The 15,852-nt window shown below is 68.0% G+C and carries 14 protein-coding genes; 12 read left to right on the top strand and 2 right to left on the bottom strand.

Annotated elements, in window-relative coordinates:
* Window positions 1-18 precede the first annotated feature (18 nt).
* The 7 genes from AC3WOH_RS15580 (at window position 19) to mnhG (ending at window position 6,804) form a co-directional block, all read left to right on the top strand.
* Complete coding sequence (locus tag AC3WOH_RS15580; protein WP_492230192.1) at window positions 19-453, top strand: ComEA family DNA-binding protein; 435 nt, start codon at window positions 19-21, stop codon at window positions 451-453.
* Between the two features lie 143 nt (window positions 454-596).
* Complete coding sequence (locus tag AC3WOH_RS15575; protein WP_492230191.1) at window positions 597-3,575, top strand: monovalent cation/H+ antiporter subunit A; 2,979 nt, start codon at window positions 597-599, stop codon at window positions 3,573-3,575.
* Window positions 3,575-3,940: a Na+/H+ antiporter subunit C gene (locus tag AC3WOH_RS15570; RefSeq protein ID WP_492230190.1), complete on the top strand. Its 366-nt coding sequence runs from the start codon at window positions 3,575-3,577 to the stop codon at window positions 3,938-3,940. Before AC3WOH_RS15575 ends, AC3WOH_RS15570 begins: the two co-directional genes overlap by 1 nt.
* The gene (locus tag AC3WOH_RS15565) at window positions 3,937-5,658 is read left to right on the top strand and encodes a monovalent cation/H+ antiporter subunit D (RefSeq protein ID WP_492230189.1); all 1,722 of its coding nucleotides are present in this window, start codon (window positions 3,937-3,939) and stop codon (window positions 5,656-5,658) included. The genes AC3WOH_RS15570 and AC3WOH_RS15565 overlap by 4 nt, the downstream gene beginning before the upstream one ends.
* Window positions 5,658-6,152, top strand: coding sequence for a Na+/H+ antiporter subunit E (locus AC3WOH_RS15560; RefSeq protein ID WP_492230188.1), 495 nt, complete (start codon window positions 5,658-5,660; stop codon window positions 6,150-6,152). The genes AC3WOH_RS15565 and AC3WOH_RS15560 overlap by 1 nt, the downstream gene beginning before the upstream one ends.
* Entirely contained in the window at window positions 6,149-6,427 is a 279-nt protein-coding gene (locus AC3WOH_RS15555) for a K+/H+ antiporter subunit F (protein ID WP_184862713.1), read from the top strand. The genes AC3WOH_RS15560 and AC3WOH_RS15555 overlap by 4 nt, the downstream gene beginning before the upstream one ends.
* Entirely contained in the window at window positions 6,424-6,804 is a 381-nt protein-coding gene (gene mnhG, locus AC3WOH_RS15550) for a monovalent cation/H(+) antiporter subunit G (RefSeq protein WP_492230187.1), read from the top strand. The genes AC3WOH_RS15555 and mnhG overlap by 4 nt, the downstream gene beginning before the upstream one ends.
* A gap of 36 nt (window positions 6,805-6,840) precedes the next feature.
* Here the strand turns inward: mnhG and AC3WOH_RS15545 are convergent, their stop codons facing one another.
* Together AC3WOH_RS15545 and AC3WOH_RS15540 are read right to left on the bottom strand one after the other, a co-directional pair.
* On the bottom strand, window positions 6,841-10,485 hold the full coding sequence (locus AC3WOH_RS15545; protein WP_492230258.1) for a hydantoinase B/oxoprolinase family protein: 3,645 nt from the start codon (window positions 10,483-10,485) through the stop codon (window positions 6,841-6,843).
* Between the two features lie 55 nt (window positions 10,486-10,540).
* Window positions 10,541-11,071 carry a winged helix DNA-binding protein gene (locus AC3WOH_RS15540; RefSeq protein WP_492230186.1) on the bottom strand — a complete coding sequence of 177 codons (531 nt, stop codon included), beginning with the start codon at window positions 11,069-11,071 and terminating at the stop codon, window positions 10,541-10,543.
* Window positions 11,072-11,255: 184 nt separating this feature from the next.
* On the opposite strand from AC3WOH_RS15540, the gene AC3WOH_RS15535 reads away from it, so the two are divergent.
* From AC3WOH_RS15535 to AC3WOH_RS15515, 5 genes are all read left to right on the top strand, one after another.
* Window positions 11,256-12,266 carry a TRAP transporter substrate-binding protein gene (locus AC3WOH_RS15535; protein WP_184862707.1) on the top strand — a complete coding sequence of 337 codons (1,011 nt, stop codon included), beginning with the start codon at window positions 11,256-11,258 and terminating at the stop codon, window positions 12,264-12,266.
* A 2-nt stretch (window positions 12,267-12,268) separates the two neighbouring features.
* Window positions 12,269-12,805, top strand: coding sequence for a TRAP transporter small permease (locus tag AC3WOH_RS15530; protein WP_184862706.1), 537 nt, complete (start codon window positions 12,269-12,271; stop codon window positions 12,803-12,805).
* 61 nt (window positions 12,806-12,866) lie between these two features.
* Window positions 12,867-14,177: a TRAP transporter large permease gene (locus AC3WOH_RS15525; protein WP_492230185.1), complete on the top strand. Its 1,311-nt coding sequence runs from the start codon at window positions 12,867-12,869 to the stop codon at window positions 14,175-14,177.
* Between the two features lie 256 nt (window positions 14,178-14,433).
* Window positions 14,434-14,823, top strand: a complete 390-nt coding sequence (gene crcB / locus AC3WOH_RS15520) for a fluoride efflux transporter CrcB (RefSeq protein WP_492230184.1) — start codon at window positions 14,434-14,436, stop codon at window positions 14,821-14,823.
* A gap of 163 nt (window positions 14,824-14,986) precedes the next feature.
* A complete protein-coding gene (locus AC3WOH_RS15515) occupies window positions 14,987-15,814 on the top strand; it encodes a flagellin N-terminal helical domain-containing protein (protein WP_184862699.1) in 828 nt (275 codons plus the stop codon).
* Window positions 15,815-15,852: the final 38 nt, after the last annotated feature.

The raw sequence follows: 15,852 nt of genomic DNA, 5'->3' as shown, positions 1-15,852 counted from the left end.
ACCGAGGGAGTTGCATCCATGTCCATCTTCAAGAAGTTCCTGCTCATCACGGCCCTGCTGTTCGCCGGCACCGCGTTTGCCGCCGTCGACGTGAACAAGGCCAGCGCGGCCGAGCTCGACGGCATCAAGGGCATCGGCCCGGCCATGTCCGAGAAGATCATCAACGAACGCAAGAACAGCGAGTTCAAGGACTGGAACGACTTCATCGGCCGCGTGGGCGGCGTGGGCGAGAAGACCGCCGCCAAGTTCTCGGCCGAGGGCCTGACCGTCAATGGCAAGCGCTTCAGCGCCGCCGCCCAGGCCAAGGCCGACAAGAAGAAGAAAGAAGCCGAGGCCAAGGCGAGCAAGACGGCCGCCAAGGGCGAGGACAAACCCGCCAGCAAGAAGAAGGACAAGGCCGCAGCGCCTGCTGCCGCGGCCCCGCAGGCCGCTGCCAGCGACGCGAAGAAGTGAGGCCAGCCCGCACCGCGGGCACCGGCGCACGGCAAACGGCCCGCTTCGGCGGGCTTTTTCATGGCCGGGTCTGGTCTTTGCTGCAACCGGCTCTCCAGACGCTGCAAAGGGACTTTGGGAGCACGCCCTAAAATCGTTCGGGCATGCCCCTGATCACCCTCATCCTCCTCCCCTTCATCGGCAGCCTCCTGGCGGCGGTCCTGCCCACCAACGCACGCAACACCGAATCCACGCTGGCCGGGCTCATCGCCCTGTTCTGCACGGTGCAGGCCGCGCTGTACTTTCCCCAGATCGCAGGGGGAGAAGTGCTGCGCCAGGAAATCATCTGGCTGCCCGCACTGGGCCTGAACCTGGTGCTGCGCCTGGACGGCTTTGCCTGGATGTTCTGCATGCTGGTGCTGGGCGTGGGTTCGCTGGTGGTGCTGTATGCGCGCTACTACATGTCGGCGGCCGACCCGGTGCCGCGCTTCTTCTCGTTCTTCCTGGCCTTCATGGGCGCCATGGTGGGCGTGGTGCTCTCGGGCAACATCATCCAGATCGCGCTGTTCTGGGAGCTGACCAGCCTGTTCTCCTTTTTGCTCATCGGCTACTGGCACCACCGCAAGGACGCGCGGCGCGGCGCGCGCATGGCGCTCACCGTCACGGGCACGGGCGGGCTGTGCATGCTGGCCGGCATGCTGGTGCTGGGCCACATCGTGGGCAGCTACGACCTGGACCACGTGCTCGCCGCCAGTGCACTGATCAAGGCCCACCCGCTGTACCTCACGGCGCTGGTACTGGTGCTGCTGGGCGCCTTCACCAAGAGCGCGCAGTTCCCCTTCCAGTTCTGGCTGCCCAATGCCATGGCCGCGCCCACACCGGTGTCGGCCTACCTGCACTCGGCCACCATGGTCAAGGCCGGCGTCTTTTTGCTGGCGCGGCTGTGGCCGGCCCTCGCGGGCACGGAGCAATGGTTCTGGCTGGTGGGTGGCGCGGGCCTGTGCACGCTGCTGGTCGGCGGCTATGCAGCCATGTTCCAGCACGACCTCAAGGGGCTGCTGGCCTACTCCACCATCTCGCACCTGGGCCTCATCACCTTGCTGCTGGGCCTGAACAGCCCGCTGGCGGCCGTGGCGGCGGTGTTCCACATCATGAACCACGCGACCTTCAAGGCCTCGCTGTTCATGGCCGCCGGCATCGTGGACCATGAAAGCGGCACGCGCGACATCCGCCGCCTCTCGGGCCTGTGGCGCATGATGCCCATCACCGGCACGCTGGCCATGGTGGCCAGCGCCGCCATGGCCGGCGTGCCCTTGCTCAACGGCTTCCTGTCCAAGGAAATGTTCTTCGCCGAGACGGTGTTCGTGAACACCGTGCCCTGGCTCGAAGTGCTGCTGCCCGTGGCTGCCACGGTGGCCGGCATCTTCAGCGTGGCCTACTCGCTGCGCTTCATCGCGGACGTCTTCTTCGGCCCGCCCGCCACCGACCTGCCGCACACGCCGCACGAGCCCCCGCACTGGATGCGCGTGCCGGTGGAGTTGCTGGTGCTGGCCTGCCTGGTGGTGGGCATGCTGCCGGCCTGGTCCGTGGGCGCGGTGCTGCAGGCCGCCGCACGGCCCGTCGTCGGTGGCGAGCTGCCCACCTACAGCCTGGCGGTATGGCACGGCTTCAACACCCCCTTCGTGATGAGCCTGGTGGCCCTGGGCGGCGGCGTGGCGCTGTACCTGCTGCTGCGCTGGCTGCGCGAGCGCGGCGCGCTCGATGCCCCGCCGCTCATGCACCACATCAGCGGCCAGCGCCTGTTCGACTGGACCCTGGCACGCCTGTCGCTGGCCGGGCGCAACGGCCGGCGCCTGCTGGGCACCGGGCGGCTGCAGTGGCAGATGCTGTGGCTGGTGGTCGCGGCCTTGGTGGCCGGCACGCTGCCCCTGTGGGTGCGCGGACTGCCCAGCGGCACGCGCGAGCAGCTGCCGCTGTCGCCCGCGTTCGCGCTGCTCTGGCTGCTGGGCACGATGTGCGCCGTGGCCGCTGCCTGGCAGGCCAAGTACCACCGGCTGGCCGCGCTCACCCTGCTGGGCGGCGCGGGGCTGTGCACCTGCCTGACCTTCCTGTGGTTCTCGGCACCCGACCTTGCGCTCACACAGATCGTGGTGGAGGTGGTGACCACCATCCTCATCCTGCTGGGCCTGCGCTGGCTGCCTCGGCGCGACGAGAGCCTGCGCGTGCCCACGCTGTCGCAGGCGCGCCGCACGCAGCTGCGCCGCTACCGCGACATGACCCTGGCCCTGCTCGCGGGCACCGGCATGGCGCTGCTGTCCTTTGCCATGATGAGCCGGCCCTTCCCCGAGAGCACCTCCACCTTCTTCCTGGAGCGAGCGCTCAGCGAGGGCGGCGGCACCAACGTGGTCAATGTGATGCTGGTCGACTTCCGCGGCTTCGACACCTTCGGCGAGATCGTGGTGCTGGGCATCGTGGCGCTCACGGTGTATGCGCTGCTGCGGCGCTTCCGCCCGGCGCGCGAGGTGATGGACCTGCCGCCCCAGCAGCGCGCCGTACCGGCCGACGTGGCCACCGACCTGGCCAATCCGCGCCAGACGGCCGACACCGCTGTGGGCTACCTCATGGTGCCCGCCGTGCTGGTGCGCCTGCTGCTGCCCTTTGCGACCATGGTGGCGGTCTACCTCTTCATGCGCGGGCACAACGAGCCCGGTGGCGGCTTCGTGGCAGGCCTGGTGTTCTCGGTGGCCCTGGTGCTGCAGTACATGGTCTCGGGTACCTCGTGGGTGGAGGCCCACCTGCCGCTGTACCCGCGCCGCTGGATCGGCACCGGCCTGCTGACCGCGCTGGCCACGGGCCTGGGCGCCCTGTTCTGGGGCTACCCCTTCCTCACCAGCCATACGGCCCACCTGCACCTGCCGGTGGTGGGCGACGTGCACGTGGCCAGTGCACTGTTCTTCGACATCGGGGTGTTCACGCTGGTCGTGGGCTCCACCCTGCTGATCCTCACGGCCATCGCCCACCAATCGGTGCGCAGCCACCGTTTCAACGCCCGCGCCGCCGAGGAGGCGCAGGAGGAGCAGGCCGCCGCCCTGGCCGCGCTGGCGGCAACCCCCATCCACCCCCACACAGGAGGAGTCCGCTGATGGAACTGATACTCGCCCTGGCCATCGGCGTCCTCACCGGCTCCGGCGTGTGGCTGCTGCTGCGCCCCCGTACCTTCCAGGTCATCATGGGCCTGGCATTGCTGTCGTATGCCGTCAACCTGTTCATCTTCAGCATGGGCCGGCTGGGCCTGGCCATCGACAAGGAGCCCGTGCTGCAACACGGCCTGCCACAGGACCTGCAGCACTATGCCGACCCCATGCCGCAAGCGCTCACACTCACGGCCATCGTGATCGGCTTCGCCATGACGGCGCTGTTCCTCGTGGTGCTGCTGGCCTCGCGCGGCATGTCGGGCACCGACCATGTGGACGGCACCAAGGGCCAGGACGGCCAGGAGCTGCCATGACGGGCGATTTCACCGCGCGCGTCACGGCGCTGCTCATGCCCCACCTGATCCTGGCACCCATCGCGCTGCCCATGCTCACGGCCGGGCTCATGCTGCTGCTGCGCGAAGAACGCCAGCGCACCAAGGTGACCATGAACGTGGTCTCCACCTTCCTCGGCCTGGTGGTCGCCGTGCTGCTGCTGGTTCAGGCCAAGCAGCCCGGCGTGCAGACCAGCCTGGGCGTCTACCTGCCCGGCAACTGGCCCGCCCCTTTCGGCATCGTGCTCGCACTGGACCGCCTCTCGGCCATGATGCTGGTACTGGCCAGCACGGTGGCGCTGGCCACGGTGCTGTTCTCGGCCGCGCGCTGGCACAAGGCGGGGGTGCATTTCCATCCGCTGTTCCAGTTCCAGCTCATGGGCCTGTCGGGCGCCTTCCTCACGGCCGACCTGTTCAACCTGTTCGTGTTCTTCGAGATCATGCTGGCGGCCTCCTACGGCCTGCTGCTGCACGGCTCGGGGCGGCCCCGCGTGGCCGCAGGGCTGCACTACATCGCCATCAACCTCGCGGCCTCTTCGCTGTTCCTGATCGGCGTGTCCATGCTCTACGGCATCACCGGCACGCTGAACATGGCCGACCTGGCGCGCGGCATCGCGGGCATCGACCCGTCCGACCGCGGCGTGCTGCACGCCGGTGCGGGCATCCTCGCCGTGGCCTTCCTCATCAAGGCCGCCGTCTGGCCGCTCAACTTCTGGCTGGTGCCGGCCTACAGTGCGGCCACAGCGCCGGTGGGTGCGCTGTTCGCGCTCATGACCAAGGTGGGGGTCTACAGCATCCTCCGGCTGTGGACTTTGATGTTCAGCAGCGGTGCGGGCGACTCGGCCCAGTTCGGCAGCCAGTGGATCGTGGGTGCCGGTCTGGTGACCATGTGCTTCGGCGCCCTGGGCATGCTGGGCTCGCAGCGCCTGGGGCACCTGGCGGGCTACGCGGCCATCCTCTCCTCGGGCACGCTGCTCGCGGCCCTGGGCTTCGGGCAGAACCTGCTCACGGCCGGCCTGCTGTACTACCTGCTGGGCTCCACCCTGGCGGTGAGCGCGATGTTCCTGCTGACCGACCTGATCGAGCGCTGGCGCAACGATGGCGCCAGCCTGGCGCCGCACGAGCAGACCGACGACGCGCCCTTCCTCGCCGCCGACCTGGTGCACACCCAGGGCCTGAACCTGGACGAGAAGGAAGAGGTGCTGATCGGCCAGGTCATCCCGGCGGCCGTGGCCTTCCTCGGCCTGGCCTTCCTGGCCTGCACGCTGGTGATCGCCGGGCTGCCGCCGCTGCCGGGCTTCGTGGGCAAGTTCGCGATGATCCACGCCCTGCTCAACCCGCTGGGCCTGGGGTCCTCGGGCGGCTTCGTGCTGGGCTCGGGCGGCTGGGCACTGCTCGCGCTGATGGTGGGCACGGGCCTCCTGGCGCTGATTGCGCTCACGCGCGCCGGCATCCGCCACTTCTGGGCTTCGCACGACCGCGCCGCACCCAAGCTGCTGGTGCTCGAAGGCCTGCCCATTGCCCTGCTGCTCACGGGCTGTGCGCTGCTGGCCTGGCAGGCCGGCGCGGTGATGCGCTACACCCAGGCCACGGCCGATGCGCTGCACGCCCCCGGCACCTATGTGCAGGCCGTGATGTCGGCCAGGCCCGTGCCCAATCCGCCCGGCACCGCGCCGGGCGCCAACGGAAGGCCGCAGTGATGGTGAAACGCATCCTCCCCGCCCCCATGCTGTCGCTGGCGCTGCTCGTGCTGTGGCTGCTGCTCAACCGCTCGCTGAGCGCCGGCAACTTCGTGCTGGGTGGCGTGCTGGCGCTGGCCATACCGCTGCTCACGGCCGGCCTGCGCCCCCTGCCCGTGCGCATCCGTGCGCCGGGCGCAGTGCTGCGCCTGGCCCTCACGGTGATGGCCGACACCGTGCAGTCCAACATCGCGGTGGCGCGCCTGCTGCTGGCCCCGGGCCGCAGGCGCCACCCCTCGGGCTTCGTGCAGATTCCGCTGGAGCTGCGCGACGCCAACGCCCTGGCGGTGCTGGCCATCATCGTGAGCATCGCACCCGGCACGGCCTGGGCTGAGCTCTCGGTGGACCGCAGCATGCTGATGCTGCACGTGCTGGAGGTGGACGATGCCGAGGCCATCGTCGCGCAGATCAAGCGGCGCTACGAGCGCCCCCTGATGGAGATATTCGAATCATGACCCCCATCCTCTCCTGGGCGCTTCCCGCCGCCCTGTTCATGCTGGTGCTGGCCATGGGCTGCGCGCTGGCGCGCCTGCTCAAGGGCCCCTCGGCCCAGGACCGCGTGCTCGCATTGGACTGCATGTACCTCAACGGCATGCTGCTCATGCTGGTGCTGGGCCTGCTGTATGGCAGCAAGAACTATTTCGAGGCGGCGCTGCTGCTCGCACTGTTCAGCTTCGTGGGCTCGGTGGCCATGGCCAAGTTCCTGCTGCGCGGCGAGGTGATCGAATGAACGGCGCCACCACCGCCCTGCCCCTGTGGCTGGAGATCGTGGTCGCCCTGCTGGTGCTGCTGGGCGCGGGCATGGCACTCCTGGGCTCGCTCGGCCTGCTGCGCCTGCGCAGCTTCTTCGAGCGCCTGCACGCCCCCTCCATCGCCGCCACCATGGGCTGCTGGTGCATCATGCACGCCACGGTGGTCTACTTCTCGGTGGCCGATGGCAGCCTGGCGCTGCATGCCCTGCTGATCGCGGGCTTCGTGGCGATCACGGTGCCCGTGACCTCGATCTTCCTCATGCGCGCGGCGCTTTTCCGCGCGCGCCAGGCGGGACAGCCCGGTGTGCCGCCCAGCCTGAGCGGCCCCGCGCCCGAAGGGCGCAAGGATCTTTGATACGGCCAGGCCCGCGCGGCGCGCGGGCCTTCACCGTCAGCCGATGGAGCCGAAGCCGCCGCCCCCGGGCGTGTGGATCTCGAACACATCGCCCGGCTGCATCTGCGCCTGGCCGATGTGATCGAGTTGCTCCACGCGGCCATCCGCACGCACCACCTTGTTGATGCCCACCGCCCCTGCCGAGCCCCCGGCCATGCCGAAAGCGCCATGGTGGCGGCCATTGGAGAGGATACTGGCCGTCATGGGCTCCAAGAAGCGCACGCGGCGCACGCCGCCATCGCCCCCCGCCCAGCGCCCGGCCCCGCCCGAGCCCTTGCGGATCTCGTAGCCTTCGAGCCGCACGGGGAAGCGGAACTCCAGCACCTCAGGGTCGGTCAGGCGCGAGTTGGTCATGTGGCACTGCACCACGCTCGTGCCGGCGAAGCCATCCACCAGCGCGCCCGAGGCGTCCCACACGCCGCCCGCGCCGCTGCCGCCCGAGATGGTCTCGTAGTACTGGTAACGCTCACTGCCGAAGGTGAAATTGTTCATGGTGCACTGCCCCGCTGCCATCAGGCCCAGTGCGCCGTAGATGGCGTTGGTGATGCAGGTCGAGGTTTCCACGTTGCCCGCCACCACCGAGGCCGGCGGATTGGGGTTGAGCATGGAGCCCTGCGGGATGATGACCTTGAGCGGCTTCAGGCAGCCCGCATTGAGCGGGATGTCGTCCTGCACCAGGGTGCGGAACACGTAAAGCACCGCCGCCATGCACACCGCCGTAGGCGCGTTGAAGTTGTGCGTCTGCTGCGCGCTGGTGCCGGTGAAGTCGATCTCGGCGCTGCGGTTCTTGGCATCCACACGCACGGCCACGCTGATCTGCGAGCCATTGTCCAGCGGCAGGGTGAACTGGCCGTCCTTGAGACGCGTGATCACGCGGCGCACCGACTCTTCGGCGTTGTCCTGCACGTGGCGCATGTAGGCCTGCACCACGTCGAGGCCGAACTCGCCCACCATGCGGCGCAGTTCCTGCTGGCCCTTTTCGTTGGCAGCGATCTGCGCGCGCAGGTCGGCCATGTTCTGCTGCGGGTTGCGCGAGGGGTATTCGCCGCTCTCCAGCAACGCAATCATCTCGGCCTCGCGCAGCACACCGCGCTCGACCAGCTTCACGTTGTTGATCTGCACGCCCTCTTCCTCGATGCGCGTGGAGAACGGGGGCATGGAGCCGGGCGTGATGCCGCCCACATCCGCATGGTGGCCGCGGCTGCCCACGTAGAAGGTGGGCGTGGCCTCCTCGCCGATGTAGACCGGCGTGATCACCGTGATGTCGGGCAGGTGCGTACCGCCGTGGTAGGGGTCGTTGAGCACGAACACATCGCCGGGTTGCATGCGGCCGGCGTTGTCGCGGATCACCGTCTTGATGCTCTCACCCATGGAGCCCAGGTGCACGGGCATGTGCGGCGCGTTGGCGATCAGGTTGCCCTCGGCGTCGAACAGCGCGCAGCTGAAGTCCAGGCGTTCCTTGATGTTCACGGAATAGGCGGTGTTCTGCAGCTGCAGGCCCATCTGCTCGGCAATGTTCATGAACAGGTTGTTGAACACTTCGAGCAGCACCGGGTCCACCGTGGTGCCCACGGCGTGCTGCACGGCACGCGCCACGCGGCGCTCCAGCAGCAGGTGGTCGAGCTCGGTGAGCTGCGCCTCCCAGCCGGGCTCGACGATGGTGGTGGCATTCTTCTCGGCGATGATGGCCGGGCCGGGGATCACGTCGCCCGGGCGCAGGTCCTCGCGCACCACCAGGGCCGCGTCGTGCCAGGCGGGCACGCCATCGGTACCGCCGGTGTACATGCGCACGGTGCTGCGGCGCGGCACCTCGCGCGCGGGATGCAGCGCGTGGCGTGGCTCCAGCGCGGCATCGCCGGCGACCACGGCCTCGACCGAGACGGCCTCCACCACCAGGCCCTTGCCCTGCATCAGGAAGGCGAAGCGCTGGCGGTACGCGGACTCGAAGCCGGCGGTGATGGCCGCCACGTCGCCGAACGGCACGATCAGGGCCGAGTCGCTGCCTTCGTAGCGCACATGCACGCGCCGGTGCACCGTGGCGGTGCCATCGCCCGCCTGCTGCTCCAGTTCGGCGCGTGCTGCCGTGGCCAGGCGCTCCAGCACGGACTCGATCTCGGCCAAAGCCTCGGGCGCGAGCTTGCGTTCCACCGCCTGCTCGCGGATCACGTTCTGGTCGGCCAGGCCCATGCCGTAGGCACTGAGCACGCCCGCCAGCGGGTGCACGAAGACGCGCGTCATGCCCAAGGCATCGGCCACCAGGCAGGCATGCTGGCCACCCGCGCCGCCAAAGCACTGCAGGGTGTAGCGCGTCACGTCGTAGCCGCGCGCCACCGAGATCTTCTTGATGGCATTGGCCATCTGCTGCACGGCGATCTGGATGAAGCCGTGCGCCACGTCCTCGCCCGCACGGCCGGTCTGCTCTGACAGTGCGGCGAACTTCTGCGCCACGGCCTCGCCATCCAGCGCCTCGTTGGCCGCATGGCCGAACACGCGCGGAAAATGCGCAGGCTGGATCTTGCCCACCATCACGTTCGCATCGGTCACGGCCAGCGGGCCGCCGCGGCGGTAGCTGGCCGGGCCCGGGTTGGCCCCCGCGCTCTCGGGCCCCACGCGAAAGCGCGCACCGTCGAAGCCGAGGATGGAGCCCCCGCCTGCCGCCACGGTGTGGATGCTCATCATGGGCGCGCGCATGCGCACGCCGGCCACCTGGGTCTCGAACTCGCGCTCGAACTCGCCTGCGTAGTGGCTCACGTCGGTCGACGTGCCGCCCATGTCGAAGCCGATCACGCGCTGGTGCCCGGCCAGGCCCGCGGTGCGCGCCATGCCCACAATGCCGCCGGCCGGGCCCGACAGGATGGCGTCTTTGCCCTGGAAGGCGTGGGCATCGGTCAGCCCGCCCGAGGACTGCATGAAGTACAGCGGCACGCCGGGCATCTCGCCGGCCACCTGCTCCACATAGCGGCGCAGGATGGGCGAGAGGTAGGCATCGACCACGGTGGTGTCGCCACGGCTCACCAGCTTCATCATGGGGCTGGTGGCATGCGATGCACTGACCTGGGTGAAGCCGGCCTCGCGCGCGATGCGGGCCGCTGCCTCCTCGTGCGCGGTGTAGCGGTAGCCGTGCATGAAGACCACAGCCGCACTGCGCAGGCCCGCGTCGTAGGCGGCCCACAGGCGTTCCTTGAGGTGGGCTTCGTCCAGCGCCTCGATCACCTCGCCGTGTGCACCCACGCGCTCCTGCGCCTCGATCACGCGGCTGTACAGCAGCTCGGGCAGCACGATGTGGCGGTCGAACAGGCGCGGCCGGTTCTGGTAGGCGATGCGCAGCGCATCGCGAAAGCCCTTGGTGGTGATGAGCAGCGTGGGCTCACCCTTGCGTTCCAGCAGCGCGTTGGTCGCCACCGTGGTGCCCATCTTCACACACTCCACGGCCTCGGGCGTCACCGGCTCGCCGGGCTTGAGCCCCAGCAGGTGGCGGATGCCGGCCACAGCGGCGTCCTTGTACTGCTCGGGGTTTTCGGACAGGAGCTTGTGCGTGACCAGCGTGCCATCGGGCCGCTTGCCCACCACGTCGGTAAAGGTGCCCCCCCGGTCGATCCAGAATTGCCAGCGTGCGGGATGGGTGGAGGCAGAGGAAGCCATCGTCATGGAATCGGTAGGTAAAAGAGAGGAGGCCAATGGAAGGGGCGGCAACCCGTCACAGGGAGGCGGCCGAGCGCGCCGCCTGGTCGTACATGCCCGAAAGCACTCGCAGCAAACGGGCCAGTTCGCCGATGTCGCGGTTCAGCGCATCGTCGGCGTGCAGGGCATCGATCAGGCAGCGCTCGCGGATCTCGCGGTAGCGCTGCACGTAGGCGCGGCCCACGTCGGTGGCCGCATAGGTCACTTCCTTGCCGTTCTTCTGGGAAGCCACCACGCCCAGGTTCTGCAGCTTCTTCAGGGCGTAGTTCACGAGGTGGGTGTCTTCCACATTCATGATGAAGCAGATGTCGGCCAGGCGCTTGTCGCGCGCCCGGTGCGTCACGTGGTGCAGCACCACCACGTCCAGCGGCGTGAGGTCGCGCAGGCCCGCGGCCGCCATGCAGTGCACCACCCAGCGGTGGAAGGCATTGCCCGCGACGATGAGACCGAACTCGAACTCGCTCATCTCGGCACTCTGGGCCGACACCAGGTGCGCGGAGGACACGATGGGCCCGGAATCGCGCTTGGCACTGGCCGCAGGTTTCATGGAAGATGCCCTTGCAAGAAGTCAGAACTGGCACGGGATGTGCATGCGGCAATTGTAGGCAAGTCACCGATGATTTGTTGGCAATTTGTCAACGTTCAGGCAAAACACCTATGCGGTAACGAGTTGTTTTCGATACAGTCGTCTGACTTCTCCACCCACGCCTTTTCCACCTGCGGAGCACTCCATGAAGCGTCGAATCTTCCCCGCCACGGCCATCGGCCTGGCCCTGGCCCTCGGTTTCAGCGCCACCTCCATGGCCCAGACCAAATGGGACCTGGCAGCCGCCTACCCGGTCAGCAACTTCCACACCGAGAACCTGGTGCAGTTCGCCAAGGACGTGGACACGGCCACCGCAGGCAAGCTCAAGATCACCGTGCATGCCAATGCCTCGCTCTTCAAGGCCAACGAGATCAAGCGCGCCGTGCAGGGCGGCCAGGCCCCCGCGGGCGAGATCCTGCTGGGCAACTTCGAGAACGAGAACCCGCTGTACGGCGTGGACGGCATCCCCTTCCTGGCCACCTCGTACGCCGATTCCAAGCGCCTTTACGACGCCCAGAAGGCCTCGCTGGACAAGCTGCTGGGCACCCAGGGCATGAAGCTGCTGTATGCCGTGGCCTGGCCACCGCAGGGCATCTACGCCAAGAAGGAACTGGGCTCGGTGGCCGACCTGCGTGGCATCAAGTGGCGCGCCTACAGCCCCGCCACCGCCAAGATCGCCGAGCTGATCGGTGCCCAGCCCGTGACCATCCAGGCCGCAGAGCTGTCGCAGGCCCTGGCCACCGGCGTGGTGGAAGCCACCATGACCTCGGGCTCCACCGGCTATGACAGCAAGATCTACGAAAGCATCAAGCTGTTCCACGACACCCAGGCCTGGCTGCCCAAGAACGCCGTCATCGTGAACAAGAAGGCCTTCGACGCGCTGGACAAGCCCAGCCAGGACGCCCTGCTCAAGGCATCGGCCGAAGCCGAGACGCGCGGCTGGAAGGTCAGCGCCGAAAAGACCGAGTGGTACAAGAAGGCCCTGGCCGAGAAGGGCATGAAGATCGTCACCCCGGCGCCCAAGCTCATGGCCGACATGCGCCAGGTCGGCGAAATCATGCTGGCCGACTGGCTCAAGAAGGCCGGCCCCGATGGCGAGGCCATCATCACGGCCTACCGCAAGAGCGCGCCGGCCGCCGCGCCGGCCAAGAAGTGACGATGCTGCGCCGCTGGCTCGACCGCATCTACCTGGGCGCCGGTGCCGTGGGCGCCGGCTTCATCGTGCTGATCTGCGTGCTCATGGTGGCGCAGAGCATCATGCGCGAGCTGGGCCTGCGCACCGGGGCCATCAACGACATCGTGGCCTGGTTCTGCGCGGCCGCCGCCTTCCTGGCCATGGCCCATGCCTTCAAGCACGGCGACTTCGTGCGCGTCACGCTGCTGCTGGAAAAGCTGCCGCCCCGGCGCTGCCGCCAGCTCGAGGTCGTGTCGCTGGCCATTGGCTCGGTGGCCGTGGGCTACCTCATGTGGGCAGCCTGCAGCTACACCTACGAGAGCTGGGAGTTCAACGACATCTCCCAGGGCCTGCTGCCCATGCCGCTGTGGATTCCGCAGCTGAGCTTTGCGCTCGGCTCCATCCTGCTGTGGGTGGCCGTGGTCGACGAGTTCATCATCGTGCTGCGCGGCGGCGTACCTACTTTCGTGCGCGCCGTCGAAGAGCGCCACGCCAAGGGCGACTTCTCCTCCGACATCTGAACCCCGCCACCCATAACAACAACAGGCCGCCAGCCATGCTGCGGCCCCAAGAAAGCATGACATGGATATTCTGATGGTGGGCGGCATCCTGCTGCTGCTGATGCTGGTGCTGCTGTCCGGCGGCGTCTGGATCGCCATGACCCTGGCCATCTGCGGCTGGGTGGGCCAGGCCTTCTTCACCTCCACGCAGCCGGCCAAGAACCTGTTCTCGGCCTTCTGGGAGAGCAATGCCAGCTGGGAGCTCGCGGCCCTGCCGCTGTTCATCTGGATGGGCGAGATCCTGTTTCGCACCAAGCTGTCCGAAGAGATGTTCGAGGGCCTGCGCCCCTGGCTCAACCGTGTGCCGGGCCGGCTCATGCACACCACCATCCTGGGCTGCGGCATCTTCGGCTCGGTGTCGGGCTCGTCGGCCGCCACCTGTGCCACCATCAGCAAAGTGGCGCTGCCCGAGCTCATGAAGCGCGGCTACGACGAGAAGCTGGCCCTGGGCTCGCTGGCCACGGCCGGCACCCTGGGCATCCTGATCCCGCCGTCCATCACCATGGTGGTGTACGCGGTGGCGGCCGATGCCTCCATCATCCGCATCTTCCTGGCGGGCTTTCTGCCGGGCATTCTGCTGATGCTGCTGTTCTCGGGCTACATCGGCTGGTGGAGCCTGCGCAACCCCGACAAGGTGCCCGCGGCCGACCCGCCTTCCACGCTGCGCGAGAAGATCCGCAAGTCGGGCAACCTGATCCCCGTGGGCCTGCTCATCGTGTTCATCGTGGTGGTGCTGGTCACCGGCTATGCCACGGCCACCGAGTGCGCGGCCTTCGGCGTTCTGGGCTCGCTGGGCCTGGCGCTCTGGAGCCGATCGCTGACCTGGCAGAACTTCAAGGACGGGCTGATGGGCACCACGCGCACCAGTTGCATGATCATGTTCATCCTGGCCGGCGCCGCCTTCCTGACCAAGACCATGGCCTTCACCGGCATCCCGCGCGAGCTGGCCGAGTGGGTGAACGCCATGCACCTGTCGCCCTTCGCACTGATCAGCGTGCTGGTGGTGGTCTACCTGGTGCTGGGCACGGCCCTGGACGGCATCAGCATGATCGTGCTGACCAGCGCCGTGGTGCTGCCCATGATCCAGCAGGCCGGCTTCGACCTGATCTGGTTCGGCATCTTCATCGTGCTGCTGGTCGAGATCGCCGAGGTCACGCCGCCCGTGGGCTTCAACCTCTTCGTGCTGCAGAACATGACCGGCAAGGACAGCAACACGATTGCCCGCGCCGCCATTCCCTTCTTCCTGTGCCTGGTGGTCTGCATCGCGATCATCACGGCGTTCCCGCAGATCGTGACCATCCTGCCGGACCTGGTCATGGGGAAGGAAAAGTAGCCCCCCTGAGGCGCTGCGCGCCTCGGCGCGTCCGCCAGAGGCGGCCGCCCTTCGTTGCCGTCCAAGCCTGCGCAGGCAGGCTTGGAGCCGCGGCACTCAGCCCCCTCTCCCGCCCCGCTGCGCGCGTCGGGAGGGGGACGCTCCCAGCGCGGCGGGGCGGCCCTTGCGCGGGAGCGTTGGTAACGGCCGCGCCATTTTCGAGCGCGGTTGCTGATGCGCCAAAATGGCGGCCACATCAACACAGAGAGAACACACCATGCTCGCAGTCGCGGCCATCTGCATTGGCGCCAGCCTGGGCGCGCTGGCGCGTTGGCGGCTGGGCCTGTGGCTTTCCACGGCGGGCTCGGTGCTGCCCTGGGGCACGCTGGCGGCCAATCTGATCGGCGGCTACCTCATCGGCGTGTGCGTGGCGGTGTTCCAGGCCCTGCCGCAGCTCGATCCGGCCTGGCGGCTGGCGCTGGTCACGGGCTTCCTGGGCGGGCTCACCACGTTCTCGAGCTTTTCGGCCGAGGTCGTGGCCATGCTGGTGCAGCAGCGCTATGCCCTGGCGCTGGGCACGGCGGGGCTGCATGTGCTGGGCTCGCTGGCGCTGACCGTGCTCGGGCTGCAAAGCACCGCCTACCTGATCGGCAGGAGCGCCGGGTGAAGCAGGCGGCGCACCGGCCGTGGTGCCGGGCCTGCGCTGCCGCAACCGCCTTCGGGCGGTTTTTTTTCGCCCGCCATTTAAGTTTTCGTGCGGCCCCTCCGCCTTGTGGAGGTACGGGCGACAAAACGCTGCCTGTAACCTACCAAACCAGGAGTTAACTGACATGCTTAGCCTGCACACGAATTCGGCTTCCCTCTCCGCCCAGGCAGTTTCGGGCTCGACCAACAAGGCCCTGTCCACCTCGATGACGCGCCTGTCCACCGGCTTCCGCGTGAACTCGGCCATGGACGACGCCGCCGGCCTGCAGATCGCCACCCGCCTGAACGCCCAGACCCGCGGCATGGCCGTGGCCCAGCGCAACACGCAAAACGGCATCTCCATGCTGCAGACCGCCGAAGGCGCGCTGGACGAAGTCAACAACATGATGCTGCGCATGAAGGATCTGGCCACGGAAGCGTCCAACGCCACCTCCAGCGCCGCCGACAAGACCGCCATGGACGCCGAATTCGACGCCCTGGCCGCTGAAATCGACAGCATCATGACCAACACCAAGTTCGGTGGCCAGGCCCTGCTGACCGGCGGCACCTTCGCTGCTGCAGCGACCTTCCAGATCGGTGCTTCGGGCGCGGAAACCTATGCCTTCGATGCCAGCGCCTCGATGACCGCCCTGGCCACGGCCATCACCGCCCTCAAGGGTGGCGACATCACCGCCGCCGGCAACGGCGTCATCGCCCTGGCAGACACCGCCTCGGCCGCTGTGGGCACGCTGCGTTCGGCCATGGGTGCCGCCGCCAACCGCCTGGACCATGTGTACAACAACCTGTCCAACATGACCCAGAACACCGAAGCCGCCAAGGGCCGTATCCTGGATGTGGACTACGCCTCGGAATCGGCCAACATGACCACCAAGCAGATGCTGATGCAAGCCAGCACCAGCATGCTCAAGCAGTCCAACAGCATGTCGCAGCTGGCCCTGTCGCTGCTGCAATAAGGCGCTCTTGCAGCACCCGGGCAGGCCTTCGGGCCGGC

The sequence above is a fragment of the Acidovorax sp. FW305-C-20-28 genome (assembly GCF_058783375.1).
Note: the sequence above shows the minus strand (reverse complement) of the source record. Positions and strands in the feature narration are given on the sequence as shown.